A 25,368-nucleotide genomic window follows, 5' to 3' on the forward strand; every position below is an offset into this window, starting at 1 on the left:
GAGGGGCGCCATGAGTGCCAGAGCAGTTTGGCCCGGATGCGCGCCGGTCGCGGGCCGGTTCAGGGCGTCAGCGCGAGAGTGTGGCCAGGGCGGTGGCCGCGAAGGTCCTGGCCGAGACATTCCACAGGCCCAGCAGTGCCTGGAGGTTCTCGCCGTCGGCCCGGTGCGCTGTGGTCTGCTCCTCAAGGACCGCCAGGACGCCGGTGCGCAGCTCGGTGTTGAAGTTGACCTTGCCCACGTTCATCGCCGCGGCCTTGACCAGTTCCTCGGCCGGAATGCCGGAGGCGCCGTGCAGGACCAGCGGGATCCGGGTCCGCACGGCGATGTCCTGCAGCACGTCCCAGCGCAGCCGGGGCTCGCCTTTGTACTTGCCATGGACATTGCCCACGGCCACGGCGAGCAGCTGCGCCCCGGTGCGGGCCACGAAGTCCTCCACCTGGGCGGAGTCGGTGAGCCCCGCGGGGGCGTCCGCCACTGTGCTGCCTGCGCTGTCCGCGGCGTCGGTCCCGAAGGCCCGGTCCTCGTCGCCGGCGAGTCCGCCGAGTTCTGCTTCAATGACGACGTCGGCCCGGCCCTGCGCCGCCAATGCGGCCCGGACGTTCCGGACCAGGGCGATGTTGTCCTCGTACGGCAGCGAGGACCCGTCGACCAGCACCGAGTCGGCCCCGGCGCTGACGGCGTCGGCGATCACCTGCGGGTCGGTGGCATGATCCAGCTGCACCGCAATCGGCACGGAGGCTGCGTCGGCGAGTCCGCGCAGGGCGGCGATCAGCCGCAGCCCGTTGGGCGTTGCCGCGGTCTTCGGCGCGACCAGCAGGATGGCGCCACGGCCGGATTCCTCGGCCGCCCCCACCACGGCGAGCGCGGTGGTGAAGTCGTAGCAGGTGAACGCCGGAACGGCAGAGCCTTGCTGCAGGGCGCCGGCCACCAGGGTGTCGAGTTGGGTACGCATCAGGCGCTCAGTCCCCCCACCAGCATCCAGGCGACGAAGGTCAGGGCGAAGCCTGCCAGTCCCAGCACGGTGGTGAGCACGGTCCAGGTCCTGAGGCCGTCGGCGACGGTCAGCCCGTAGTACCGCACAACCACCCAGAAACCGGCGTCGGTCACGTGGGAGAGGCCGAGGGCGCCGAAGCCGATGGCGATCACGATCACGGCGGTCTGTGCCGGCGTGTAGCCGCCCCCGGCCACGGCGGAGGAGAGCAGGCCGGCCGTGGTGACGATCGCGACCGTGGCCGAGCCCTGGGCTGCGCGGAGCGCGAGGGAGATGATGAAGCCAAGCAGCAGCAGCGGAACGCCGAGCGTGTCGAGGGATTCGGAGAGCGCCTTGCCGATGCCGCTCACCTGCAGGACGCTGCCGAACACGCCGCCTGCCGCGACCACCAGGAGGATGGAGGCGATCGGCGGCAGGGCGCCTTCGAAGATTTCGCCGGTTTCCACGAGCGACCACCGGCGGCGGACGGCGAGCAGGTAGAAGGACAGGGCGACGGCAACCAGAAGGGCGAAGACGGGGTTGCCGACGAACGCCGCGACGCCGTACCAGAAGTCGTTCTTGTCGATTACGAGGGTGCCGACGGTGCCGAGGAGGATCAGCGCGATCGGGGTGGCGATGAGGAAGATGATCAGTCCCGGACGGGGCGGGGCCAGGGCTTTGCTGCCCGGGCCCTCGTGACCAACACGGACCACGGTTGCTGAGCCGAACTCGTCCACCTGGGTTTTGACGGCTGGCAGCAGCTCGTAGGTCTTGCGGTTCATGATGGATGCGACCCAGTAGGACAGGAAGCCCAGGGGCACGCAGATCGTCAGCGAGATCAGCGCGATCAGTCCGATGTCGGCGCCGAGCACGCCGGCACCGGCGACAATCCCCGGGTGCGGGGGCACGGCCACGTGGATGGCCAGCATGATGCCGGCCATGGGCAGGCCGAACTTCACCGGGTGGACGTTGGCGATTTTGGCGAAGGCGTAGACGACCGGCACCAGGACGATGATGCCGACCTCGAAGAACACCGGAATCGCGACCAGGAAGCCGACTGCGGTGAGGGCCACGGCCACCCGCCGGGCGCCGAGCTTGGCTGTGAAGTGGTCGGCGAGGGACTGGACGCCGCCGGAGACCTCGATCATCCGGCCCAGGATCGCGCCGAGCGCAATCAGGAGGGCGACCTTGCCCATGGTGCCTCCCACCCCGGCGGCCACCACGGTGAAGACGTCCTTGAGCGGGATCTGCGCGGCCACGGCCACCAGGATGCTCACGGTCAGCAGGGCCACGAAGGCCTGGATCTTGAAGCGGATGATCATCACCAGCAGCAGGGCGACGCCGGCGGCCGCGATTGTCAGCAGCAGCGGAGTTCCCAGCTCCACGGCCGGCTTGATGACGGGCGCGTCTGCGGCGCGCACCATCAGGGAATTGAGCAGGGGGGTCATGAAGAGGTGTCTCCTTTGACAATGTCGCCCAACGAGTCAGTCGTTGGGGAACAGTGGCGGGGTGGGACCCGGCGACGGCGGAGGGGGGACCGCCGTCGTCGGGCGCGGAAAGTCTGGTTAGGCGGTGCGCCTGGTGGGCGCGACGACCTTGATGACGGCGGAGTCATCGGCGGCGGCGAGGCCCTGGGCCTGGCCGAGGAGGTAGAGCTGCTCGGCGGCGGCGGCCACCGGGGCGGCGAGGCCTGCTGCGCGGGTGGCCTTGCCGACGATGCCCATGTCCTTGACGAAGATGTCCAGCCGGCTGAGGACTTCGGCGCCGTTCTCGGTGTAGGCCTCCAGGATGCGCGGGCCGCGGTTGGAGAGCATGAAGGAGCCCGCCGCGCCGGCTTCGAGGGCGGCGAGGGTCTTGGCCTGGTCCAGGCCCAGGGCGTCGGCCAGGGCCATTGCCTCGGCGGCGGCTGCGATGTGGATGCCGCAGAGCAACTGGTTGACGGTCTTGAGGGCCTGGCCGTCGCCGGGCTTGTCGCCGACCACGGTCAGGGTGGAGGCCAGCAGCTCAAGGGCCGGGCGGGCCTTTTCCTGGGCCTCGGGCGATGCGCCCACCACGATCAGCAGGTCGCCTTCGCCGGCACGCTTGGGGCCGCCGGACAGCGGGGCGTCAACCAGTTCGACGCCGTATTCGGCCAGGCGGTCGACGGCGGCCGGGATGGCCTCGGTGCCCACGGTGCTGCCCAGGATCACGACGGCGCCCGGCTTGAGCACGGAGGCCACGCCGTTCTCGCCGAACAGGACATCATTGAGCTGTTCACCGTTGCGCACGGCCAGCAGCAGCGCGTCGGCGCCTTCCGAGGCTTCCCGTGCGGAGGCGAACGTGCGGATGCCGGCCTCTTCGGCCAGCTTCAGGCGCGGCTCGGCGATGTCGAAGCCGTGGACGGTGAGCTCGCTGGCCAGGCGCGTGGCCATGGGCAGGCCCATGGCGCCAAGGCCCAGGACGGTGATGGTGTAGTTGCTGGTCATGGTGTTCTCCATCGAATGACGTGTTGTGGCGTGCGGTGTTGATCGTGCGGGGTCAGAAGGTGTTGCTGAGCTTGCGCGTGACATCGGCGAGGGACTGGTCGTCGCCCACGTTGCCGGCGAAGACGATGTACGGGATGCCCTTGGCCGGACCGTCCACCGGTTCCCACAGGCTGACGATGCCCGGCAGCATGGGCCCGCGGACGATCGCGTGCCGGATTTCCAGTCCGTGTGCGGCCACGTCCGAGGACGTGATGCCGCCCTTGGCGATCACGAAGCGGGGCGGGAAGGTCTTCAGCGTGCGGTTGACCACGGCGACGACGGCGGCCGAGACGGTGCGGGCGATCCGCAGGCTTTCGGCGGCGTCGGAGGTCTTGATCAGGAGCCGGCTTGTGTGCACGATCACGTCGCCGCCGCGGAGGGCAGCGACCACCGTGTCAACGGTTTCGTCCAGGTACTCCCCCGCGTTGTCACCGAGGAGCTTTTCGACGTCGATCTCCACGATCCGGGCCGCGCTGTGCTGCTCGGTGAGGGCGTTGAGCTGGCGGGTGGTGACACCGACATGCGAGCCGACCACGATCAGGCCGCCGGCTTCCGAGGGGGTGTTGCCCGCATAGGCTTCCTCGCCGCTGAGTTCGGTGCGGATTTCCTGGCCGATCCGTGCCCGGACAAACGGCGGGCCCACGCGGTAGAGCAGCTTCTTGCCGCGGCTTTCCGCTTCTTCCAGGCCCAGGGCCAGGGCCCGCAGATCGTTTTCGGTGACGATGTCCGCCACGATCGGAGTCGAATCCGTGGCGGCGTCGATGGCATCGGCAATGGCCTTGGCGGAGATCTTCGGATCGGCGGAGGCCCGGATGATGTCCAGATCCAGCACGATCACCGAGTCCGCGGGGAACCGGCCGTTCGACTTCTCCTCGACGTACTTGGCCATCTCCGAGTTGGCGAAGCCGAAGCTGGCGTCCCGGGCGAATTCGGTCTCGGCCACGGGAGTGAGCTGCCCGGCGTCCTCGCCTGTGCCGCGGGTGAAGTGCACGCCGCCGACCGTCACGCGGCCGGCGTCGGGGAACGCGGGAACGATCACGACGCCGTCCGTCTTCTCGCCGTTGACGGCGGTGACGGTGGCGGCGATGACGTCCGGTTCGAGCGGGTAGTGGCCGCGGAGGGTGGAATCGCTCCGGCTGACAAAGCTGAGCCGGAGCGCGGGTTCAGCGGATGCGGCGGCCGCGAGGGCGTTGCGGACGATCTCCTCGTTGCGGGCAGCCGCCTCGGCAGGGTCAAGGCTGCGGGTGTTGGTCAGCACGTAGACCGCGCGCTGGCGCTGGCCGTCGACTTCGTACGCGAACGCCCAGGCAAAGTCCGCCACGTCCCAGCGGGTGAGGACCGGCAGGTTCGCCACAGACTGGGTGCCGGTGGGGTCGTCGTCGAGTACGACCAGGAGTCGGGGGGACGCCTCGGAGGAGGCGGCCACGCTGTCGGCCACCAGCCGGGCGGGGATCTGTATTTCCGCGGGGAAAGCGGCCAGCACGTCTGCTTCGAGGGGCACTATGCACTCCATTGTGTGTGGATCTATCAGTGGAAAAACTGCGGTTCTCCGCGAGCCGCAGCAGGGGAAAAATGTAAGATGTCAGACATCTTGCATGTGAATGCTAGTGTGGCATATGGCACAACGACGCGCAAGTAGACTTGGCCATCAGGGAGCACGCCATCAGGCAACAAGTCGCTGGACGGGGAGAATTGGCTAGGAAATCGCTGGTCGGCGTTGTGGCCGACGAACTGCTGGACCGAATTATTGCCGGCGAGTTTCCGCCCGGCGCGAGCGTCCCCGGCGAACTGGAGCTCAGCTCCCGGCACGAAGTCAGCCGCATGACCGTGCGCGAGGCCATGAAAACCCTTGAAGCCCAGCGGATCCTCAGCGTGGAACGCGGCCGGGGCACATTCGTGAACCCGGTCAACCGCTGGGGCTCCCTGGACGCCGTACTGCGGGCCGCCTCGGAGGGCACAAACGACGCCTCGGCCGCCATCCAGCTCATTGAGCTCCGGCGGATGCTGGAGACGGGCGCCTGCGAACTGGCTGCCGGGCGGATGTCGGATTCGGACATCCAGGCCCTCCGCGCGCACGTCGACCGGATGCGGCTGGCCCACGAGAGGAATGATCTCGCGGCCTTCGTGGAGGAGGACCTCGCCTTCCACGACCTGATCCTGCAGGCCTCGGAAAACGTCTTCGTCGCCGTGCTGTTCGAACCGCTGCACCGCGTGCTGGAAAAACGGCGGACGGAAACATCCAAGGTGCCGGAGATCCAGGAGCACGCCATCGGGCACCACCAGAACATCGCGGACGCCTTGGCCTCCCGCGACCCGCACCGTGCTCGCGACGCCATGGACGCCCACATGCAGCAGACGCTCGACGATCTGAAGACCTTCGTGCTGGCCGGTGGCCCCGCCTGACGCGGGCCTGCGCCAGGCGAGCGAGAGGTCCAGTGTCAGGCGAGCGAGAGGAAGAGTTTCTCGAGTTCGGCCCGGTCCAGGCTGGGGTCTTCCTGCTGCATGCACTGCTGCAGGCCCGTGGCAATGATGGAGAATCCCGCCTTGTCCAGGGCGCTCGACACGGCCGCCAGCTGGGTCACGACGCTTTTGCAGTCACGGCCCTCCTCGATCATCCTCGTGACTGCCGCGAGCTGCCCTTGGGCACGGCGAAGCCGGTTGATGACGGGCTTCATGTCGGTGGGATCGAGTTCCATGGGTTCCTCCGGTTCGATGCGTCAGGCTCCACATTATACCCCCACGAGTATTTTGCCTCCCGGGTGGCGGACTGCCTCGCGCGGCCGCCGACGCCCCCCACGCCGCCTCGCTAGGGGCATAAGTACCTAGCGAGGCATGGAATATCGGCGTATTGCTGGTGATGTGAACGCCGCCAGGTTCCTCGAGCCGGACGCCGGCCATACCGGCGTCAACATCCCCGCCGCGGGGCCGTGGCATTCAGGGGATCAGAGCTCCGCACGCGGGCATTCCGGTGCCCCGCGTTCACGGCCCTGGAGCCGGTATGTCGCCTTGGGCGACTCGTTCACGGCAGGCGTCGGCGATCCGGAACCGCTGAGCCCCGGGGGCATGCGGGGGTGGGCGGACCGCATTGCCGAGGAACTCGGCGAGGGCCGCCGCGAATTCGGGTACGCAAACCTTGCCATCAGCGGCCTGGTCCTGCGTGAAATCCTCGACCAGCAACTCGAACCGGCCCTGAACCTGAAGCCCGACCTCGTCTCTCTCTCCGCTGGCGGGAACGATCTCGTGTTCCACCGCGGCGATCCGGACCGGATGGCCGCGGCCCTGGACGACGCCGTGGCGGTGCTCTCGGGCACCGGGGCCACGGTGGTCCTGTTCACCGGCCCGGACTGGGGCGAGACTGCCGTGTTCGGACACATCCGGGGGAAGGTCGCGGTATTCAACGAGAACATCCGGGTCATCGCCGCCCGGCATGATGTCGTCATCGCTGATTTGTGGGCCCTGCGGCAACTGAGCGATCCGCGGATGTGGGATCCGGACCGCCTGCACTTCTCGCCGCTCGGACACCACACCATTGCGGCCATGGTCCTGGACACGCTCAGCGTGCCACACCGCCTGCACCCGCTGGAGCCCAAGCCGATGCCGCCGGGCAACTGGCGGGAGGCCCGGGCCGGTGACCTGGCCTGGATTGCGCACTACATGCTGCCCTGGATGGTGAGCCGGATCAGGCCGCGCGCAGACACCCCGCCCCGGCAGGCCAAACGCCCGCTGCCGGGACCGCTTCCCGGGGTTCCGGACTCCGGGCACAAACCCCTAGTCCGGCCGGGTTCGGTCGGCTAGTCTGCAGGAACGGCCCACAGCCGCGCATCGATGGCGATCACGAGGAGCGAAGTTGTCTAATCACACTTACAGCATTTCTGAAATTGTCGGAACCTCGAACGAGGGCGTCGATGCGGCCGTCCGGAACGGCATCGCCGAGGCCGCCAAGACCCTTCGAAACCTTGACTGGTTTGAAGTCAAGGAGATCCGCGGCCACCTGGAAAACGGGCAGGTCGCCGACTGGCAGGTCACCATCAAGCTGGGGTTCCGCCTGGAGCGTTGACGCCAGACTCCGGAGCGGGACGGCACGCACCGCCCCGCTCCGGAGAAACCCGCAACCCGTCAGGGCAGAGGAGGCCAGGGCGGAGAGGAAAACTTCATGCGCTATACGCATCTGGGCCGCTCCGGCCTGACAGTCTCGCGCCTTTGCCTGGGCACCATGAACTTTGGCCCGCAGACCGAGGAGACGCAGGCCTTCGCCATCCTGGACACCGCGCAGGCCGCCGGCATCAACTTCGTCGACACGGCCAATGTGTATGGCGGGTCGAGCCACCGCGGCTGGACGGAGGAGATACTCGGCCGCTGGTTCGCCCAAGGCGGCGAGCGCCGCGAGCGCACGGTGCTTGCCACCAAGCTGTTCGGCACTATGACGGACAGGCCGAACGAGTCCAAGCTCTCGGCACTGCACATCCGCCGGGCGCTCGATGCCAGCCTGAAACGGCTGCAGACGGACTACATCGATCTGTACCAGTTCCATCACGTGGACCGGAACACGCCCTGGGATGAGATCTGGCAGGCCATCGAGGTCGCCGTCAAGCAAGGGAAGATCCTGTACTCCGGAAGCAGCAACTTCGCCGGGTGGCATATCGCCCGGGCGCAGGAGACCGCGGGCCGCCGCAACTACAACGGGCTGGTCAGCGAACAGTCGATTTACAACCTGCTGACCCGGGACGTGGAACTGGAAGTCATCCCTGCCGCACAGCAGTATGGCCTGGGGATCCTGCCATGGTCGCCGTTGCACGGCGGCCTGCTCGGCGGAGTGCTGAAGAAGGAGGGCGGCGGCGTCCGCCGCATCGCGGGCCGGGCCCTCGATGCACTCAAGTCGCACCAGAAACAGATCCGGCGCTACGAGGACTTCTGCGCCGAACTGGGCCAGGAACCCGCGGACGTGGCACTCGCGTGGCTGCTCCACCAGCCGGCAGTCACCGCTCCGATCATCGGCCCGCGCACCCTTGAACAGCTCGAAGCCTCCGTCAGGGCGCACAAATTGAAGCTCGACGCCGACGCGCTAAGGCGCCTCGACGAGATTTTCCCGGGCCACAGAACGGCACCGGAAGACTACGCGTGGTAGCGCGCGGGGGCCGGTTTTGGCACCCCGCCGGACACACCCGCAGGGAGCCGGGTGGCTCTTTGATACTAAGCATGATTAGTATTAGGGCAGAAGGATGTAGCGCACCCGGCGATCCGGGTGCCTCCTCTATGAAAGAAGAAGGAACGAAAAATGGGTTTTCTCGCATTTCTGATTCTGGGCCTCATCGCCGGAGCCATCGCTAAGGCCATCCTCCCGGGACGTCAGGGCGGTGGCATCATCATCACTCTGATCCTGGGCGTCGTCGGCGCCCTGCTCGGCGGCTTCATTGGCAGCGCACTCTTCGGCGTGGGCATCAACGAGTTCTTCTCGCTGTCGACCTGGCTGCTGGCCATCGGCGGTGCGATCATCGTCCTGCTCGTTTACGGCATGATCAGCAAGCGCTCAGCCCGCTAACACGGAGACTGACCGGAAACCGGCCCTGGGTTATTCCCGGGGCCGGTTTTTTGCAATATTTTGACAGCAGGGTGGCCTGCGGGCCGCAAGAGCAGGAACCGCCACGCACTGTTCACGGCGCTGTTCACGGCGCCGTCCAGGAACTGTTCAGCAACATCTTCTTTCCACCTACGTCAGGGAGCAGGAGCACAGCATGAAGGGCAAATTTCTTTTCGCCACCGGACTGGCCGCAGGATACGTCCTGGGATCGCGGTCAGGCCGCGCAGCCTATGACAAGCTCAAGGCCAGGTCGGCAGAGCTCTGGCAGAGCAAGCCGGTCCAGGACAAGGTGGCCGTAGCCGCCGAGACGCTCAAGGAAAAGGCCCCCGAGGTGTCCGGGCAGCTCGGTGAAGCCGCCCGGCGCGCAGGCACGGTCATCAGCTCGGCCATCCACCGCGACGCCGGCAAGGAGAGCCCCGCCGCGGCCACGCAGGGAACAACCGCGCCGGGTACGTCCGTGCCTGTGGCCCCCGACGTGCGTTCCGATCCGGCGCTCAGCGATCAGGACGGCCAGGACTGGTCGGACGAGGGCGGCGCCACCCCGGCGGGCCCCGCCACCAGCGCGGACCCGGACAAACTGCCCTAGGAGTTTGTTGAGGGGCCGCGGTAGCCGCCTCTGCCAGCAGCTACCGCCCGACGGAGGGCAGCAGCGCGCCGGCCACCACCGTGGCCCCCAGCTCCTCCGAGCGCAGCACCCGGGCCGCGAGTCCGTGCCTGCGAAGGATTCCGGCCGTCTGCGCGGCCTGCCGGCGGCTGGTTTCTATCAGCACGTGGCCGCCGGGCGCGAGCCACTGCCGCGCGCCGGCGGCGACCCGCCGCTGCACCTGAAGCCCGTCGGCGCCGCCGTCGAGGCAGGCCCGCGGCTCGTGGACGCGCGCCTCCTGTGGCATGGTTTCGATGTCTGCCGAGGGAACGTAGGGGGCGTTGACCGCCAGCAACCGGACGCGTCCCCGGAGGCCGGCCGGGAGCGGACCATAGAGGTCGCCTTCGTGGACCTCCCCGCCCAGGGGCACGACGTTCGTGCGCGCACAGGCCACGGCCGCGGGGTCGATATCGGCGCAGTGGAGCTCGGCGGGGCCGGCGAGGGCGGCAAGCGCCGCACCGACAGCGCCGGATCCGCAGCAGAGATCGACAACGACCGGAGCCGTCCCGGCGCTCAGCGCCAGGCGGCTTGCGTCCAGCAGCGCAGCCGCCTGCCGGACGAGGAACTCCGTCCGCCGACGGGGCACGAAGACTCCGGTGTCGACCGCGATGCGGAGTCCGCAGAATTCCGCCCAACCGAGAATGTGTTCAAGGGGAAGGCCCGCAACCCTCCGCCCGGCCATCTGTTCCAGCGCCTCCGGCGTCGGGGCCGCGTCGATCAGCAGGCGGGCCTCGTCTTCGGCAAACACGCAGCCGGCTGCCCGGAGCTTGGCGGTGAGTCTCTCGTGCGGGGAAACATGGCGGATTACTGGCATGGGAGTGCCTTTCGGTCGGGTGTCAGACGCCCTCACCGTGAACTGGCCGCAGCCGGCAGCGCTGGGCGGGCATCCTTTCTGGACTTGCGTGAACGGGACCCACCTCCTTTTGCTGCAGTTGCTCGATTTGCCCATGCTACCGAAGCCGCCCGCGGCCAGCTGTGTTTGGCCTGCGGTTTGCGGCGGCGAATTGTGGCGCCCGTTTCCGGGCCTGTTTGGGATGCCGTGGCAGCGCCGGCTGGCAGGATGTGAACATGGACTCCATCCCTGCACACGATCTCATCTGGACCGGCTCCTACACGGCAGATTCCGGCGGCCGCGGTACGGGGATCGGCGCGGTTGCCGCGGCGGCCGACGGCACACTGCGGTGGCTGGGTGTTGCGGCGGCGGCCGACTCGCCGTCCTTCCTGGCGGTCCACCCGTCACTCCCTGTGGTCTATGCCGTGGCCGAGCACGCCAGGACCGTCCGGGCCTACCGCCGGGCCGGCGCCTTTGGCCTGGAGCCCGCGGGCCCGGCGTGGCCGGCCGGTGACGCGGCCTGCCATGTCGCCGTCGAGCCTTCCGGCCGCTTCCTCGTGGTCTGCTGCTGGGGCGACGGCCAGGTGCTGTTCTACGGGCTCGACGCCGACGGCGGCATCGTGGGCCGGACGGCCGGCGTCGAATCGCGCGACCCGTACGGGGAGGCTCCCGACGGCGGACCTTCCGAAAGGGAAAAGCGGCCCAGCCGCGCCCATGCGGCCCTCATGCTGGCCGACGGAAGGGTGATGACCACCGACCTCGGCCACGACCTGCTGCGGATCTGGAATGTCCGCTCCGGGCCGGGACTGGCTTTGGTTCCGGCCCTGGACCATGAGGTGGCCCTGCCGCAGGGCAGCGGCCCCCGGCACCTGGTCCAGCATCCGGGCGGCCACGTCTTTGTGGTGACCGAGTATTCAATCGAGGTGGCTGTGGCAGGGTTGTCTCCGGACTCCGGGGACTTCCGGCTCGGCTTCGTCGGGCCCGCCACCGCCGGCGGGGCGCAGCCGGAAGATTCGGCGGCCGAGATCGCGTTGGCGCCCGACGGCAGGCACGCCTATGTGGGCGTCCGCGGTTCGAACCGGGTCTGCGTGCTGGAGGTGGAGGCCGGAGGCGCGGCGCTGCGTCCGGTGGCCGATGTCCCCAGCGGCGGCGACTGGCCCCGGCACCATCTGGTCCGCGATGGCCTGCTGCACGTCGCCCACGAACGCTCCGGCGACGTCGTGACGTTTCGCTTGGACGCGGCATCAGGGTTGCCGGGTATCCCCGCGGACCGGCTGCAGGTGGACTCCCCCACCGCGCTGGTGCCGGCGCGGGCCCGGCCTATGCCCGGGGAGTGAGGAACCGGCGCCCGGCCGACGCGTTTCGCGGTGAAGAGCAGGCGGTGAAGAGCAGGCGGTGAGAAAGCAGGCGGCTGGGTCAGCAGGCCGCGGCAAGCCCCGCAGCACCGTGATCGGTACCTTGTTCGACACTATCGAGCTGGAGCATGCCCTCCAGGTCGAACCCGCCGTCGAACTGGCCCCCCTCCCCCAGCTGGAACCCGCCGTCGAGCTGGAAACCGCAGGGGCAGCGCCACAGGGCCGGAAGATCGAGGAACGGGTCCGCAGGCCCGAAGGAGTACGAGGGCATCGCACCCGGCTCCGGCGAAGTCCACTGCATGGGTGCGCCGCAGTGTAGCGGGGCGTTGGGCGGGAGAACTGTCGCAGGGTCCCCGGTCAGGGTTGCTGATTCAGCCACGGCGCCTACTCTCGTTGAGATCGAAAAACCAAGTAGTAAGCATACATATAACTAGTTAAACGAGCTAGTTATGCCGCTCGGTGCTGATGGCCGCGCTCATCCGGCGCAGGAAAGTGATGACCACGCGGGCGTCCTCGGCGCTCATGGACTCGGCCACCTCCATCATCCGCCGGTGCATGTGCCCAAGCGTGGCGCGGACTTCGGAATCCGTCGCCAGCGTCGGCACGATCACGAGTGAGCGCCGGTCGGTCGGGTGCGGCTCACGCCGGACGTGTCCGCTGGCCACCAGCCGGTCGATCAGCGACGTCGTGGAAGCGGTCGTGATGCCCAAGACACGGCTGAGGTCCTTCGGGCCAACCCGCTCGCCTGTCGCGCTGGCCCGCAGCAGGTACCGCAAGGCCAGCAGGTCCGTCTCACCCATCCCCATCGAATCGCGGGTGGACCGCCTGGTCGCGACCTCCGAGATCCGATAGTCGCGGAGGGCCTGCAGGATCGCCGCAGGAGGATCCAGGCTGTCATCGGGGCCATACCAGTATCCGGAGGCGCCGTGGGAGTCCATTCGCCAAGCCTAGCGGAACTGGTAACTAGCCAGCCGTACAATCCAGGCGGCCGCAGTTACAGCGCCCCGCAGCACAGGGACCCCGGACCGATCGGAAAGGACCGGAAGGATGGGCCCGGGGCAGGCACAAAAAACCCCGGCTTCCTGTTGCCAGGAAACCGGGGTTTTTCCACTCTTCGCTAAAAGAGTGGGCCCTGTGGGGATCGAACCCACGACCCACGGATTAAAAGTCCGATGCTCTACCAACTGAGCTAAAGGCCCCAGCCGATGGCCCCGAACCAGCGGATAAAATCCGCTGTTGCGGCGCGTTTCGGCCCAGTCCATTTCTGGACGTTAACACTGTACCCCAGACCTGGGCCGGGTTTTTTCATGTTGCCCGCAGCGGCGGCGCTGGCCTCCGGGTCTCCGGCAGCTGCGCGCACCGATCCTCGATTCCCTTGCGGCACTGGAGTAGCGTGGGGGCATGAGCGAGCAAGCAGGATCAAGCGCCCCCGGCCCGCGGCACCACAAGCCGAAACCCTTCGCACCGATCGACTTTGAGCCCTTCGCCGGAGGGGCCGATCCTGCCCGCGTCTCGGAGGCGGCCCATCTGGCCGCGCAGGCGCTCGTGCGCCGCGGCCGGGACAGCGACGACCCTAAAGTCACCAAACGGCTTGTCAAACTCGCCGATGAGCAGGGCCTGGAAGCGATCGCCGAAATGTGGGCCGAAAGCCCCGCCCGCTCCCTCCCCGGCGCACTGTGGCGCCTGTACGCCCTGCGGGCCGCCACCATCCAGGATCCCGAGCGGATCTCCGTCTACTTCAAGGCGGGCAAGGACACGGCCCAGGTATCGCATGTGGTGGCCGGTGCCGCCGAACCGCCCGGCGCCGACGAGATGAAATCCATGGCCGACGCCATCCTGTCCGGGGCGTTCGACGGCGAATTCGACGTCGCACTGGAACGCTCCGCAGCGTTCTGCCGCGTGGTGGCCCTGGGCCAGGCGACACTTGCGGACAACGCCGAGCACAGCAACGAGAACCACGCCAGCAAACTCACCCGCAACTCGCATCTGCTGGTCAAGACGGCCGAGGACCTCGAACACGCCGCCAATGCGTGGCGGCTGGGCGAACTGGACTAAGAGCCAGCCGGCCCGGGCGGCAGGCGCCCGGATGCCGGGCGGCACGCACGACGTGGGTTGGCTGTCAATGTTGACTTGCATGAACCTACGTAGAAAACTGAAAGCGGTGCCGAACCGCGAAACCCCCGGGCTTCAACATTTAGCCGCCTAGAGCGGCCTACCGCCGAGAGGCGTATCCGGTTCGGCACCATTTTCATGCCCTCGTTGCCCGTTGATCGCCTGCCTCGCTCACGTTCCTTCCTGTTTTTAGCCTGTTTTCCGCCTGCACCGTCACATGCCGCGTCGGGCCGGTCCGGACCCGCAGCGGACGGTAAAGTAATGCGTATGCACCGGTCTCCGTCAAGTCACACGGCTGGCCGACTCCACCCGCGAACCTCCTCCCGGAAGACCGGTGACACCACGTGAAGCTGCGCCTGTTCCCCCAGGAGTCCGCCGGACTGAACCTGCTCTCCCAAATGGCGCACCAGATCGTGCTGGGGACCGGAACACTCTCAGAGATCCTCGGCGCCCCGGCCAGTGAGCATGCCCGGCTGGTGGAGGACATGCACAACCACGAGGCAAAATCGGCGGAGCTGCACTTTGCCCTCCTGACCCACATGCGCACCAGCTTCGTGAACCCGCTGCCGCGCGAGGACATGTACACACTGTCCCGGTTCCTCAACGAGGCCATGGAGAAGCTCGATGCCGCCGCCGAGCTCGTTTCCCTCTACAAGCTCGAACGGCTGCCCAGACGCGCCGCGGACCAGCTGGAAATCATCAGCCGCCAGGCCGAACTCACAGTCGATGCGATGCGGCGGCTGAACAACCTGGACGATCTCGAGGACTACTGGATCGAGATCCTGCGCCTGGCCAAGCGTGCCGAGCGGACGCACCGGGTCTGGGTCGCGGACATGCTCCACGAGATGAAGGCGATGCAGTACGCGCGCAACCGCGACGTCGCGAACCAGCTCGTGGAAGTCACGAAGGACATGCGCCGGATCGCCACCCAGGTGGGCAGCATCATCGTCAAGGAATCCTGACGTGATGCTCTTCTTCCTTGCCCTGGTGCTGCTCTGCGCCGGGGCCTTCGCCTTCCTCAACGGTTTCAGGGACGCGTCCTCGTCGGTGGCGCTGGCGGTGCGGACGCGGTCGCTGACTCCCACGGTGGCGGTGCTGCTGGCGAGCCTGTTCAACTTCATCGGGGCCGCGCTCAGCGCCGCCCTGGCCCTGGCCGTCACCCAGGTGTGGCTGACGCTGCCGACGGGCACGAATGGCCTGACGATTCTCCTCGCCGCGCTGCTGAGTGCCATCCTCTGGGGCCTCTACATGTGGTGGCGCGGCATCCCGGCGTCCTCCACCCATGCCCTGGTCGGCGGGCTCGCCGGGGCGGGGGTCGCGAGCGTCGCCGTCGGCGGGAACCCCGTCACCGGCGTGGACGCCTCGCTCCTGTCCCAGGTGGTGCTCCCGCTGCTGATCTCACCGGTGATCGCCTATGCAGGCTCGTTCCTGCTGGTCTGGCCTGCGGGCTGGGCCGCCCGCTACACGCCGCCCAACGTCGTCAACACCCGCTCCCGGCGGGCTCAGGCGGTCGCCGCCGGCGCCGTCGCTTTTGGGCACGGGCTGCAGGACGGCCAGCGCATCAGCGCGGTCGTGATCCTGGCGCTGCTGGCGGCCGGGCTCTCCGACGGCGGTTCAGTGCCTATGTGGGTGGCCCTGCTGACGGCCATCTTGTTGGCGGCGGGCACCCTGGCGGGCGGGTGGCGGATTTCCTACACCATCGGCTACCGGCTGACCCGGATCGACCCCCTGCGCGGATCCGTCGCGCAGATGTACAGCGCGGTGATGCTGCTGGTGGGCGCGATCGGGCTGCACTGGCCTGTCTCCACCACCAATACGGTGACGGCGGCAACCTTGGGCGCCGGCGCCAACCAGTGTTTCCCGGGCACCAACCGCCGGCTGGTGATCCGCATCCTGGGGTTCTGGGTCCTGACCCCGATTGCCACCGCCGCCGCCGCGTTCATCCTGCAGTTGGCGCTCTCGACGCTGGCCGGCCTGTAAGGCGCTGCAGGTTATCCGAAGCGGCCGGAGACGTAGTCCTCGGTGGCCTTCTCGGTCGGGTTGCTGAAGATCGTGGGGGTGTCGCCGAACTCGATCAGCTTGCCCGGCTTGCCGGTGCCGGCAATGTTGAAGAAGGCCGTCTTGTCCGACACGCGGGCCGCCTGCTGCATGTTGTGCGTCACGATCACCACCGTGTACTGGTCCTTGAGCTCGTTGATGAGGTCCTCAATGGCCAGAGTCGAGATCGGGTCCAGGGCGGAGCAGGGCTCGTCCATGAGGATCACCTGGGGTTCAACGGCAATCGCGCGCGCAATGCACAGGCGCTGCTGCTGGCCGCCGGACAGCCCGGAGCCGGGCTTGGCCAGACGGTCCTTGACCTCGTTCCACAAGTTGGCCCCCTGCAGGGACCGTTCCACAAGGACATCGGCCTCGCCCTTGGAGATCTTCGTGTTGTTCAGCTTCACGCCGGCCAGCACGTTGTCCCGGATGGACATGGTGGGGAACGGGTTCGGGCGCTGGAAGACCATGCCGATCTGGGACCGGACCGTGACCGGGTCGACGCCGGGGCCGTAGAGGTTGTCCCCGTCCAGCAGTACTTCGCCTTCAACCCTCGCGCCGGGAATGACTTCGTGCATACGGTTCAGGGTGCGCAGGAAGGTGGACTTGCCGCAACCTGAGGGGCCGATGAAGGCCGTGACGGACTTGGCGTCGATGTTGATGTTAACGTCTTCGACGGCCAGGAATTTGCTGTAGTAGACGTTCAGGTCCTTGACGTCGATGCGCTTAGACATGGTGTTCCTTCACTTGCTGGAGGTTGGGGCGGCGGGCGCGGTGGCCTAGCGGCCTGTCTTGGGGGCGAAGATGCGGGCAATCAGGCGGGCGCCGAGGTTGAGCAGCATCACCAGGATGATGAGCACCAGGGCCGCGCCCCAGGCCCGCTCGGAGGACGGATCCGGGTTCGACGGCGAGGTGGGGTTCAGGATCTGGGTGTAGATGAAGGTCGGCAGCGAGGCCATCCAGCCGCTGAACACGTTGGCGTTGATGGTGGTCGCGAATCCGGCGGTGACCAGAATCGGCGCGGTTTCGCCGATCACGCGGGCGATCGCCAGGGTGATGCCGGACGCGATGCCGGAAATCGCCGTCGGCAGGACCACCTTGAGGATGGTCCGCCACTTGCGGACGCCGAGGGCGTAGGCGGCCTCGCGGAGTTCGTTTGGCACGATCTTGAGCATTTCCTCGCTGGAGCGGACCACCACCGGGATCATCAGTACCGACAGTGCGACGGCGGCCACGGCGCCTGTCTTGGTGCCTGGGCCGACCACCGCGAAGAACGCGGCGGCGGCGAACAGGCCGGCGACAATCGAGGGAATGCCGGTCATGACGTCCACGAAGAAGGTGATGGCCCTGGCCAGTGCGCGGTCCTCGCCGTATTCCACCAGGTAAATCGCGGTCAGCAGGCCCACCGGGACCGAGATGAGGGTGGCGAGCACCGTGATGAGCAAGGTGCCCAGGAGCGCGTGGTAGATGCCGCCCAGCAGGGGGGCGCCTTCCTCGACCGTCTTGTTGTCGAAGGCGCCGGTGACCCCGTTCATGGACGTGGTGAGGAAACCGGGATCCAGGAGCCCGGGGAGCCCGTTGACCAGCACGGTCCAGATCACCGAGAACAGCGGCACTAGGGCAATCAGGAAGGCCCCCACCACCAGGCAGGTGGCCAGCTTGTCCTTGGCCTTGCGGGCGCCTTCCACAACAAGGCTCCAGCCCACCAGGCCGGCGGTGAAGAGGATGGCGGAGACGATTCCCCAGCCGAAGGCATTGAAGCCGATCAGCGCGAGGATCGCCGCGCCAAGGATCAAGGCAACGGCCAGGACAATGTACGGCGCGGCCTTGGGCAGTTGGCCCTTGGTCAGCGCCGAGCGCTTGCGTACCGGAGTCAGGGTGGCGGTCATTTAGTTGGCTCCCGAGAATTCTTTGTGCCGGGTGATGATTCCCCGGGCAATCATGTTCACGCCGAGGGTAATGACGAACAGCACCAGGCCCGCGGCGATCAGCGTGTTGACCTTGAGCCCGCTGGCCTCGGGGAAGTTCAGGGCGATTTCGGCGGCGATGGTCTGGTTGCCGGTCTGGATCAGGCTGGCGGTCAGGGCCCCGGAGGACAGCACCAGCGCGACGGCCATGGTTTCGCCGAGGGCCCGGCCCAGTCCCAGCATCACGGCGCTGATGATTCCGGGCCGGCCGAACGGCAGCACGGTCATCCGGATCATCTCCCAGCGGGTGGCCCCGAGCGCCAGCGCGGCCTCTTCGTGCAGCTTGGGGGTCTGCAGGAAGATTTCGCGGGTCAGGGAGGTGATGATCGGCAGGACCATGACGGCAAGCACGATTCCGGCCGTCAGGATGGTCTTGCCGGTGGCGGAGGCGGGACCTTGGAAGATCGGCAGCCAGCCCATATTCGCGGCCAGCCAGTTGTACGACGGCGAGATTTCCTTGGCCAGGAACGCAACGCCCCAGGCGCCGTAGACAACGGACGGGATGGCGGCGAGGAGGTCAATCACGTAGCCCAGGCCGGAGGCGAGTTTGCGCGGCGCGAAGTGCGAAATGAACAGCGCGACGCCGATCGCGATCGGCGTCGCGATCACGAGGGCGATCACCGAAGCGATGAGGGTGCCGATGACAAGCGGCCAGATGTAGGTGAAGAATCCTTCGCCGCCCTGGATCTTGTCCCCCGGAGCCACAAGGGCCGGCAGCGCCTGGATCACCAGAAACAGTGCCACGCCGAAGAGCACGACGAGGATCAAACACCCTGCTGCCAAGGTGGCTGCGGAAAAGACTTTGTCACCGGATTGGCCTGCGCCCCGGGACTTGGTCAGGGAGGTGGTGGTCACTTCACGGTCCTTCGGTTTGGATGGATCCGGGCGGCGGCTGGGGAGGCCTCCGCGGCCGGTGCCCGGCAAATCTTGATCTATGGAACAAACGCGTCAGTTCCCTGCTCCATGGCGGCCGCCGTTGACGGCCGCCATGATGCAGGGAACCTCGATCAGGCTCGTGTTTCCACTATGCCTTTTCCACTTTGCCTCGCGGCGCAGCGTATCCCTAGGCCTTGGCCTTGACGGAGTCGACGGCAGCCATTGCCTTGTCCTGGAGGGTCTTGGACAGCGGCGCCGACTTGGCGGCGTCGGCGGCGGCCTGCTGGCCCGCGTCGGAGGCGGCGTACTTGACGAAGGCCTTGACCAGGTCAGCGGTGGCCTGCGTGTCGTAGGTGGTGCAGACGATGTGGTAGGACACCAGGACGATCGGGTAGGCGCCCGCGACCGTGGTGGTGCGGTCCAGCTTGATGGCGAGGTCGTTGGCGTTGCGGCCCTCGACCGGCTTGCCCTGGTCGACTGCCTTGGAAGCTGCCTCGGCGGAGATCTTTGTGAAGGAGTCGCCGACCTTGATCTGCGCGGTGCCGAGCTTGCCGCTGACAGCGGAGTCGTCGGCGTAGGTCACGGCGCCGGGGGTGTCCGTGACAGTCTTGACGACGCCGGAGGTGCCCTTGGCGTTCTCGCCCTTCAGGCTCGCGGGCCAGACGCCGGCTGCCTTGTCGGTCCAAACCTCGGGGGCGACGGCGGACAGGTAGTCGGTGAAGTTGGTGGTGGTGCCGGAGTCGTCAGAGCGGTTCACCGGGGTGACCTTGAGATCCGGAAGCTGGACGCCCGGGTTCATGGCCGCGATGGCGGGGTCGTTCCAGTTGGCGACCTCGCCGCGGAAGATCTTCGCAACGGTGGGGGCGTCGAGCTTCAGGTCGGTGATGCCAGGGACGTTGAAGGCCACGGCGATCGGGGAAATGTAGACCGGGATGTCAATGGCTCCGTCGGGACCACACTTTTCCTTGGAGCTGGCGAGCTCTTCATCCTTGAGGTAGGCATCGGAGCCGGCGAACTGGGCCGAGCCATCGATGATCGCCTTGCGACCGGCGCCGGAACCGTCCGGGGAGTACTGCACAGTGGCGCCCTGGTTCGCGGTGGCGAAGTTGGTCTTCCAGACGTCCATGGCTGCGCCCTGGGCGGAAGAACCGATGCCGGTCAGGGTGCCGGTGACCGCGGGGCCAGAGGCAGACGGCGCAGCAGTCTGGGCCGTGTTGGTTGCGTTGTCCGAACCGCAGGCGGTCAGCGCAAGTGCGCCAACGGCGATTACAGCGATAGCCGCGTTGCGGCCGAAGCGGAGAGCCTTCACTGAGTTGTACCCCTTCCAGGGCTGGGAGTGCCGGGCCCGGAGAAGGCCCGCAGGGATGCGTACGGTTTGTACCTCTACCGACCGTAGGTGGCCCAGGTGAAGAGAATTGCGGACCAAAGTGAACGGCCGGTAAACGACGCGGGACTATTGGCTTACATATGCCGGGTAGCCATTGTGTTCTGTGCGTCACAGTCGTATCGGCCGCACAGTGCCCGCGGCCGGTGACGGCCGCCCCCGGGGCAGCAAATAGACTGGAGGGCATGGCCTCCGCGACTGGACTCTCCGCAAGCGCAAGATTCCTGCGCGGCCGGGTCCGCACCGGCTTTGTCCGGAGCCGGAACTCCCTGGTCCCGGCCATCCAGATGACCGCCTGCGCCGTCGGCGCCTACGCGTTCGCCGAATACGTCCTGGGCCATTCCGCGCCGCTGTTTGCCGCCACGTCAGCCCTGATTGCGCTCGGGTTTTCCCGCGACCCCCGGCTGCGCCGCGTCATCGAGGTGGGCATGGGCTGCACGATCGGGATCGTGGTCGGGGACCTGCTGCTGCACTGGCTGGGCTCCGGAATCTGGCAGGCCGCCGTCGTGCTCCTTTTCTCCATCCTGCTGGCCAGGTTCCTGGACAGCGGGACGATCTTCACCACCCAGCTGGGCCTGCAGTCGGTGCTCGTGGTGCTCCTGCCCGCGCCGATCGGGGGCCCGTTCACCCGCAGCATCGACGCCGTCGTGGGCGGGGCGTTCGCGCTCCTGGTGACCATCCTCGTCCCCAAGGATCCCCGGCGTGAACCCCGCAGTGACGTCAAGAAGCTCCTGCACGAGCTCGCCGAGGTGCTGCGGGAATGCGCGTCGGCGCTGAGCTACAGTGACTCCACCCAGGCCTGGCATGCCCTCATCCGGGGCCGGAACTGCCAGCCGCTCGTCGACGCCATGCGCCAGTCGCTGCGTGCCTCCGGCGAAGTGGCAACCCTGGCCCCCGCCTACCGGCGGCACCGGGACGAACTGGACCAGATGGAGCAGTCGCTGGACTACATCGACCTCGCGCTGCGCAACAGCAGGGTCTTTGCGCGCCGCCTGACCAGCGCCATCAACCATGCGGCGCTCTCGGACGAGGCCACCCAGAACATCGCCGAGGTCCTGCAGGAGACGGCCGCCGCCGTCGACGAACTCTCGCTCGGCCTGGCGGAAGTGCACGACGGCGCCCGCCGCGCCCACCTGCGCACGGCCCGGTCCGAGCTGCGGGAGATCGCCGTCCGCCTGCATCCGCGGATGCTGGATGTCCAGCTGCTCGAGGGCGAAACGGTGGTCATGCTGTTCCGCCCGCTCATGGTGGACCTGCTCGAGGCCGCCGGGCTGGATTCCAAGGAAGCCCGGGACATCCTTCCCCCGCTGTAGCCGCTGTAGCCGCTGTAGCTGGCGCGAGGGCCCGTCGACGCGGTCCATTGTCGCTGGCCCCCGATAGTGTGGACCAATGGCTACGAAGACTTCCCGGGGGCCGAAGGCGCCCGGCTATAAATGCGCCGAGTGCGGCTGGACGACGGCCAAGTGGGTGGGCCGCTGCGGCGAGTGCCAGGCGTGGGGCAGCGTGGAGGAGACCGGCACCGCCGTCGCCCGGACGACGGCGGCCACCACGGTCCTGGAACCGGCCCGCCGGATCGCCGACGTCGACGCCACTACCGCCGCTTTCCTGCCCACCGGCGTGGATGAACTCGACCGCGTGCTCGGCGGCGGGCTGGTGCCCGGCGCCGTGATCCTGCTGGCGGGCGAGCCCGGGGTGGGCAAGTCCACGCTGCTGCTGGACGTTGCGGCCAAGTTCGCCCGGACGGCCCAGGACGTCCTCTACATCACCGGCGAGGAATCCGCGGCCCAGGTCAAACTCCGCGCGGACCGGATCGACGCCGTGGCCGAATCCCTGTACCTGTCCGCCGAGACCGACCTGGGGCAGGCCCTGGGGCAGGTGGAGAAGCTGGAGCCGCGGCTGCTGGTGGTGGACTCCGTGCAGACCCTCAGCAGCGCCGACGTCGAGGGCAGCGCCGGCGGGGTGTCCCAGGTGCGCGAGGTGGCGGCGTCCCTGATCGCGGCGGCCAAGCGCCGGAACATGACCACACTGCTGGTCGGGCACGTGACCAAGGACGGCTCCATCGCCGGACCCCGGCTGCTGGAACACCTCGTGGACGTCGTCTGCCAGTTCGAAGGCGAACGGCACTCGCGGCTGCGGCTGCTGCGCGCGGTCAAAAACCGCTACGGGCCCACCGACGACGTCGGCTGCTTCGATCTGAACGAAGACGGAATCGAGGGCCTCGCCGATCCCAGCGGACTGTTCGTCTCCCGGACCAAGGAGCCCGTCTCGGGAACCTGCATCACAGTCACGCTGGAGGGCCGCCGACCGCTGCTGGCCGAGGTCCAGGCGCTGCTCGCCGAAAGCGCCAGCTCCCAGCCCCGCCGCGCCACCAGCGGACTGGACAGCTCGCGCGTGGCGATGCTCCTGGCCGTCCTGCAGCAGCGCGCCGGCTGCCTGCTGAACAAGGACGACTCCTACGTGGCAACGGTCGGCGGGGTCAAGCTCAGCGAACCCGCCACGGACCTCGCCGTGGCCCTGGCGGTGGCGTCGGCCAAGGCCAGGAAGCCGCTCCCCCAGCGGCTCATAGCCTTCGGCGAGGTGGGCCTGGCGGGCGAAGTCCGCCCGGTGCCCGGCATCAACCAGCGGATCCAGGAGGCGCACCGGCTCGGCTTCACCCATGCCGTGGTGCCGGCCAGCCCCAGCGGACACGGACCGGTACCCGCCGGCTTCTCCGTCCGCGAAGTCGGCCACCTGGCCGAGGCCCTGGGGCTGCTGATCAGCTGATCAGCTGAGCCACAGAGGCCGGGGGGCCGCAGGCCCGGGATGACGCGGGTTATCGGGGTCCGCCGAATCCTGAAAATGACCCCTTGCCATAGATACCCCCCGGGGGTATGTTGGGCGTAGCCGCAGATGACTGAGCATCCGTCAGGAGCACGCACCATGGAACACCGGCACAGCAGCCCCGGAGTGGACCGGGGAATCGAGAACCACAGCCCGGGCGGGACGCCGCACGGCAGTCATGCCGCGGGCCCCGCCGCGGACGACCACATGGTGCACAGCCACGGCCAGCATGCCGGGCACAGCGTCGCAATGTTCAGGAACAGGTTCTGGCTGACTCTGGCCCTGGCCGTGCCGGTGGTCTTCTTCAGCCCCATGTTCGCGGAACTCCTGGGCTACGAGCCTCCCGCATTCCCCGGCTCAGCGTGGATCCCGCCGGTGTTCGGCACGGCGATCTACTTCTACGGCGGCCGCCCGTTCCTCAAGGGCGGGCTCAATGAGCTGAAAACGCGGACGCCGGGGATGATGCTGCTGATCGCCATGGCCATCAGCGTCGCCTTCATCGCCTCCTGGGCGACCAGCCTCGGCATCGGCGGTGTCGATCTCGACTTCTGGTGGGAGCTGGCGCTGCTGGTCCCCATCATGCTGCTGGGCCACTGGATCGAGATGCGCGCCCTCGGCTCGGCCCAGGGCGCCCTTGATGCCCTGGCGGCGCTGCTGCCCGACGAAGCGGAACGGGTCACGGCCGCCGGCACTGAGACTGTCAGCCTCTCCGAGCTCCGCACCGGGGACACCATCCTGGTCCGCCCCGGCGGCCGGATGCCAGCTGACGGCACCGTCAGCGGCGGCCAGGCCGAATTCGACGAATCCATGATCACGGGCGAATCAAAAACCGTCCTGCGGGCCCCGGGCGATCCCGTGGTGGCCGGCACCATCGCCACGGACAACTCCGTGCGGGTCCGGGTGTCAGCCATCGGCGAGGACACGGCCCTCGCCGGGATCCGGCGCCTCGTGGCCGAGGCGCAGGCGTCCTCCTCCCGGGCCCAGGCCCTGGCCGACCGGGCCGCGGCGTTCCTCTTCTACTTCGCGGCCGGCACCGGCGTCCTGACGTTCATCTTCTGGACCCTGATGGGCAGCGTAAGCGACGCGGTCACGCGCACCGTGACGGTCCTGGTGATCGCCTGCCCCCATGCCCTCGGCCTGGCCATCCCGCTCGTCATCGCCATCTCCACCGAGCGGGCCGCCCGGGCGGGCGTCCTGATCAAGAACCGGATGGCGCTGGAGCGCATGCGGACAGTCGACGTCGTGCTGTTCGACAAGACCGGAACCCTGACCAGGGGAGAGCCGGAGCTCAAGGAGGTCGCCGCCGCCGCCGCGGCGGCCGGCGCGGCCGCCGGCGCGGCCGCCGGCACAAACTCTGCCACAGTAACCGGCCAGGACGCTGCGCAGAATACGGTGCAGAATACGGTGCTGGCACTCGCGGCCGCTGTGGAGGCTGACAGCGAACATCCCCTGGCCCGCTCAATCGTAGCCGCCGCCCGGGAACGGGGACTGGAGCTTCCGACGGCGGACGGGTTCACGTCCCTGACCGGCCGCGGAGTCCGGGCCACGGTCGATGGCCGCACGGTCCAGGTGGGCGGCCCGGCCCTGCTCCGGGAGCTGGGTTTGCAGGAGCCGCCGGATTTGGCCGCCACCACCGGCGCCTGGCTGGCGCGCGGCGCGGCGGTGCTCCACGTTGTGGACGGCGGCACGGTCCTGGGTGCCGTCAGCCTCGAGGACGCTGTGCGGCCCGAGTCCCGCCAGGCCGTCCGGGCCCTGCAGGCACGCGGCATCAAGGTGGCCATAGTCACCGGCGACGCCCGTCAGGTGGCGCACGCCGTCGCCGCCGAACTCGGCATCGACGAAGTGTTCGCCGAGGTCCTCCCCGCCGACAAGGACAAGAAGGTGGCGGAGCTCCAGGGCCGTGGGCTGAAGGTGGCCATGGTGGGCGACGGCGTCAACGACTCCCCCGCGCTGGCACGGGCAGAGGTGGGGATCGCGATTGGCGGCGGCACGGATGTGGCCGTGGAATCCGCCGGCGTGGTCCTGGCCGGCAACGATCCGCGGGCCGTGCTGTCAATGCTCGATCTGTCCAGGGCGAGCTACCGGAAGATGTGGCAAAACCTCGTGTGGGCCACCGGCTACAACATCATCTCGGTGCCGCTGGCGGCCGGTGTCCTCGCCTTCGCGGGGATCGTCCTCTCCCCCGCCGCGGGCGCCGTGATGATGTCGGCGTCGACCATTGTGGTTGCCCTGAACGCCCAGCTGCTGCGCAGGCTCAGGCTCAACCCGGCCGCGGTCAGCTGACCTGGAG

Annotated in this window: 25 protein-coding genes and 1 tRNA gene; 13 read left to right on the forward strand and 13 right to left on the reverse strand. The window is 68.2% G+C overall.

The window, feature by feature from the left end:
* Positions 1 to 67 precede the first annotated feature (67 nt).
* The 4 genes from C560_RS0119505 to C560_RS0119520 all read right to left on the reverse strand — a co-directional run bounded on the left by C560_RS0119505 (position 68) and on the right by C560_RS0119520 (position 4,975).
* On the reverse strand, positions 68 to 952 hold the full coding sequence (locus C560_RS0119505) for a class II fructose-bisphosphate aldolase (RefSeq protein ID WP_026539468.1): 885 nt from the start codon (positions 950 to 952) through the stop codon (positions 68 to 70).
* Positions 952 to 2,418: a GntP family transporter gene (locus C560_RS0119510; RefSeq protein ID WP_018774882.1), complete on the reverse strand. Its 1,467-nt coding sequence runs from the start codon at positions 2,416 to 2,418 to the stop codon at positions 952 to 954. Before C560_RS0119510 ends, C560_RS0119505 begins: the two co-directional genes overlap by 1 nt.
* A 117-nt stretch (positions 2,419 to 2,535) precedes the next feature.
* Positions 2,536 to 3,435 (reverse strand): NAD(P)-dependent oxidoreductase, encoded by a 900-nt coding sequence (locus tag C560_RS0119515; protein ID WP_026539469.1) that lies wholly within the window; start codon positions 3,433 to 3,435, stop codon positions 2,536 to 2,538.
* A gap of 52 nt (positions 3,436 to 3,487) precedes the next feature.
* Complete coding sequence (locus C560_RS0119520) at positions 3,488 to 4,975, reverse strand: four-carbon acid sugar kinase family protein (RefSeq protein ID WP_026539470.1); 1,488 nt, start codon at positions 4,973 to 4,975, stop codon at positions 3,488 to 3,490.
* Positions 4,976 to 5,166: 191 nt separating this feature from the next.
* Here C560_RS0119520 and C560_RS0119525 point away from each other — a divergent pair, with 191 nt between their 5' ends.
* Positions 5,167 to 5,877: a FadR/GntR family transcriptional regulator gene (locus tag C560_RS0119525; protein WP_026266681.1), complete on the forward strand. Its 711-nt coding sequence runs from the start codon at positions 5,167 to 5,169 to the stop codon at positions 5,875 to 5,877.
* Positions 5,878 to 5,912: 35 nt separating this feature from the next.
* Here C560_RS0119525 and C560_RS0119530 read toward each other — a convergent pair whose 3' ends face one another.
* Positions 5,913 to 6,170 carry a metal-sensitive transcriptional regulator gene (locus tag C560_RS0119530; protein ID WP_018774886.1) on the reverse strand — a complete coding sequence of 86 codons (258 nt, stop codon included), beginning with the start codon at positions 6,168 to 6,170 and terminating at the stop codon, positions 5,913 to 5,915.
* Positions 6,171 to 6,306: 136 nt separating this feature from the next.
* Here C560_RS0119530 and C560_RS0119535 point away from each other — a divergent pair, with 136 nt between their 5' ends.
* The 5 genes from C560_RS0119535 (at position 6,307) to C560_RS22480 (ending at position 9,638) form a co-directional block, all read left to right on the forward strand.
* Positions 6,307 to 7,269 carry an SGNH/GDSL hydrolase family protein gene (locus C560_RS0119535; protein WP_231494401.1) on the forward strand — a complete coding sequence of 321 codons (963 nt, stop codon included), beginning with the start codon at positions 6,307 to 6,309 and terminating at the stop codon, positions 7,267 to 7,269.
* A 52-nt stretch (positions 7,270 to 7,321) separates the two neighbouring features.
* Complete coding sequence (locus C560_RS0119540) at positions 7,322 to 7,531, forward strand: dodecin (RefSeq protein WP_011690139.1); 210 nt, start codon at positions 7,322 to 7,324, stop codon at positions 7,529 to 7,531.
* Between the two features lie 96 nt (positions 7,532 to 7,627).
* Positions 7,628 to 8,599 (forward strand): aldo/keto reductase, encoded by a 972-nt coding sequence (locus tag C560_RS0119545; RefSeq protein WP_026539472.1) that lies wholly within the window; start codon positions 7,628 to 7,630, stop codon positions 8,597 to 8,599.
* A 150-nt stretch (positions 8,600 to 8,749) separates the two neighbouring features.
* Positions 8,750 to 9,013, forward strand: a complete 264-nt coding sequence (locus C560_RS0119550) for a GlsB/YeaQ/YmgE family stress response membrane protein (protein ID WP_018774889.1) — start codon at positions 8,750 to 8,752, stop codon at positions 9,011 to 9,013.
* A 193-nt stretch (positions 9,014 to 9,206) separates the two neighbouring features.
* Positions 9,207 to 9,638: a hypothetical protein gene (locus C560_RS22480; RefSeq protein ID WP_043423428.1), complete on the forward strand. Its 432-nt coding sequence runs from the start codon at positions 9,207 to 9,209 to the stop codon at positions 9,636 to 9,638.
* 40 nt (positions 9,639 to 9,678) lie between these two features.
* Here the strand turns inward: C560_RS22480 and C560_RS0119560 are convergent, their stop codons facing one another.
* Positions 9,679 to 10,509 (reverse strand): putative protein N(5)-glutamine methyltransferase, encoded by an 831-nt coding sequence (locus C560_RS0119560; RefSeq protein WP_026539473.1) that lies wholly within the window; start codon positions 10,507 to 10,509, stop codon positions 9,679 to 9,681.
* Between the two features lie 254 nt (positions 10,510 to 10,763).
* On the opposite strand from C560_RS0119560, the gene C560_RS0119565 reads away from it, so the two are divergent.
* The gene (locus tag C560_RS0119565) at positions 10,764 to 11,864 is read left to right on the forward strand and encodes a lactonase family protein (protein WP_026539474.1); all 1,101 of its coding nucleotides are present in this window, start codon (positions 10,764 to 10,766) and stop codon (positions 11,862 to 11,864) included.
* Positions 11,865 to 11,943: 79 nt separating this feature from the next.
* On the opposite strand, the gene C560_RS0119570 is transcribed toward C560_RS0119565, so the two are convergent.
* From C560_RS0119570 to C560_RS0119580, 3 genes are all read right to left on the reverse strand, one after another.
* Positions 11,944 to 12,183 (reverse strand): hypothetical protein, encoded by a 240-nt coding sequence (locus C560_RS0119570; RefSeq protein WP_155855833.1) that lies wholly within the window; start codon positions 12,181 to 12,183, stop codon positions 11,944 to 11,946.
* Between the two features lie 142 nt (positions 12,184 to 12,325).
* The gene (locus C560_RS0119575) at positions 12,326 to 12,820 is read right to left on the reverse strand and encodes a MarR family winged helix-turn-helix transcriptional regulator (RefSeq protein WP_026539476.1); all 495 of its coding nucleotides are present in this window, start codon (positions 12,818 to 12,820) and stop codon (positions 12,326 to 12,328) included.
* Between the two features lie 188 nt (positions 12,821 to 13,008).
* A tRNA-Lys gene (locus C560_RS0119580) sits at positions 13,009 to 13,081 on the reverse strand.
* Positions 13,082 to 13,283: 202 nt separating this feature from the next.
* Here C560_RS0119580 and C560_RS0119585 point away from each other — a divergent pair.
* From C560_RS0119585 to C560_RS0119595, 3 genes are all read left to right on the forward strand, one after another.
* Positions 13,284 to 13,937, forward strand: a complete 654-nt coding sequence (locus C560_RS0119585; protein ID WP_018774895.1) for a hypothetical protein — start codon at positions 13,284 to 13,286, stop codon at positions 13,935 to 13,937.
* A 401-nt stretch (positions 13,938 to 14,338) separates the two neighbouring features.
* Complete coding sequence (locus tag C560_RS0119590; RefSeq protein ID WP_018774896.1) at positions 14,339 to 14,956, forward strand: DUF47 domain-containing protein; 618 nt, start codon at positions 14,339 to 14,341, stop codon at positions 14,954 to 14,956.
* Positions 14,957 to 14,960: 4 nt separating this feature from the next.
* Positions 14,961 to 15,974: an inorganic phosphate transporter gene (locus C560_RS0119595; protein WP_197026200.1), complete on the forward strand. Its 1,014-nt coding sequence runs from the start codon at positions 14,961 to 14,963 to the stop codon at positions 15,972 to 15,974.
* 11 nt (positions 15,975 to 15,985) lie between these two features.
* Here C560_RS0119595 and pstB read toward each other — a convergent pair whose 3' ends face one another.
* The 4 genes from pstB to pstS all read right to left on the reverse strand — a co-directional run bounded on the left by pstB (position 15,986) and on the right by pstS (position 20,183).
* Complete coding sequence (gene pstB / locus C560_RS0119600) at positions 15,986 to 16,765, reverse strand: phosphate ABC transporter ATP-binding protein PstB (RefSeq protein ID WP_026539478.1); 780 nt, start codon at positions 16,763 to 16,765, stop codon at positions 15,986 to 15,988.
* A gap of 45 nt (positions 16,766 to 16,810) precedes the next feature.
* Positions 16,811 to 17,920, reverse strand: coding sequence for a phosphate ABC transporter permease PstA (gene pstA / locus C560_RS0119605; protein ID WP_026539479.1), 1,110 nt, complete (start codon positions 17,918 to 17,920; stop codon positions 16,811 to 16,813).
* On the reverse strand, positions 17,921 to 18,853 hold the full coding sequence (pstC, locus tag C560_RS0119610) for a phosphate ABC transporter permease subunit PstC (RefSeq protein ID WP_026539480.1): 933 nt from the start codon (positions 18,851 to 18,853) through the stop codon (positions 17,921 to 17,923).
* A gap of 208 nt (positions 18,854 to 19,061) precedes the next feature.
* Positions 19,062 to 20,183: a phosphate ABC transporter substrate-binding protein PstS gene (gene pstS / locus C560_RS0119615; RefSeq protein WP_026539481.1), complete on the reverse strand. Its 1,122-nt coding sequence runs from the start codon at positions 20,181 to 20,183 to the stop codon at positions 19,062 to 19,064.
* 260 nt (positions 20,184 to 20,443) lie between these two features.
* On the opposite strand from pstS, the gene C560_RS0119620 reads away from it, so the two are divergent.
* From C560_RS0119620 to C560_RS0119630, 3 genes are all read left to right on the forward strand, one after another.
* Positions 20,444 to 21,571: an FUSC family protein gene (locus tag C560_RS0119620; RefSeq protein WP_026539482.1), complete on the forward strand. Its 1,128-nt coding sequence runs from the start codon at positions 20,444 to 20,446 to the stop codon at positions 21,569 to 21,571.
* A gap of 76 nt (positions 21,572 to 21,647) precedes the next feature.
* A complete protein-coding gene (gene radA / locus C560_RS0119625) occupies positions 21,648 to 23,021 on the forward strand; it encodes a DNA repair protein RadA (protein ID WP_026539483.1) in 1,374 nt (457 codons plus the stop codon).
* A 156-nt stretch (positions 23,022 to 23,177) separates the two neighbouring features.
* Positions 23,178 to 25,361: a heavy metal translocating P-type ATPase gene (locus C560_RS0119630; protein WP_043423430.1), complete on the forward strand. Its 2,184-nt coding sequence runs from the start codon at positions 23,178 to 23,180 to the stop codon at positions 25,359 to 25,361.
* Positions 25,362 to 25,368: the final 7 nt, after the last annotated feature.

Source organism: Arthrobacter sp. 9MFCol3.1 (assembly GCF_000620385.1).
GTDB lineage: Bacteria > Actinomycetota > Actinomycetes > Actinomycetales > Micrococcaceae > Arthrobacter.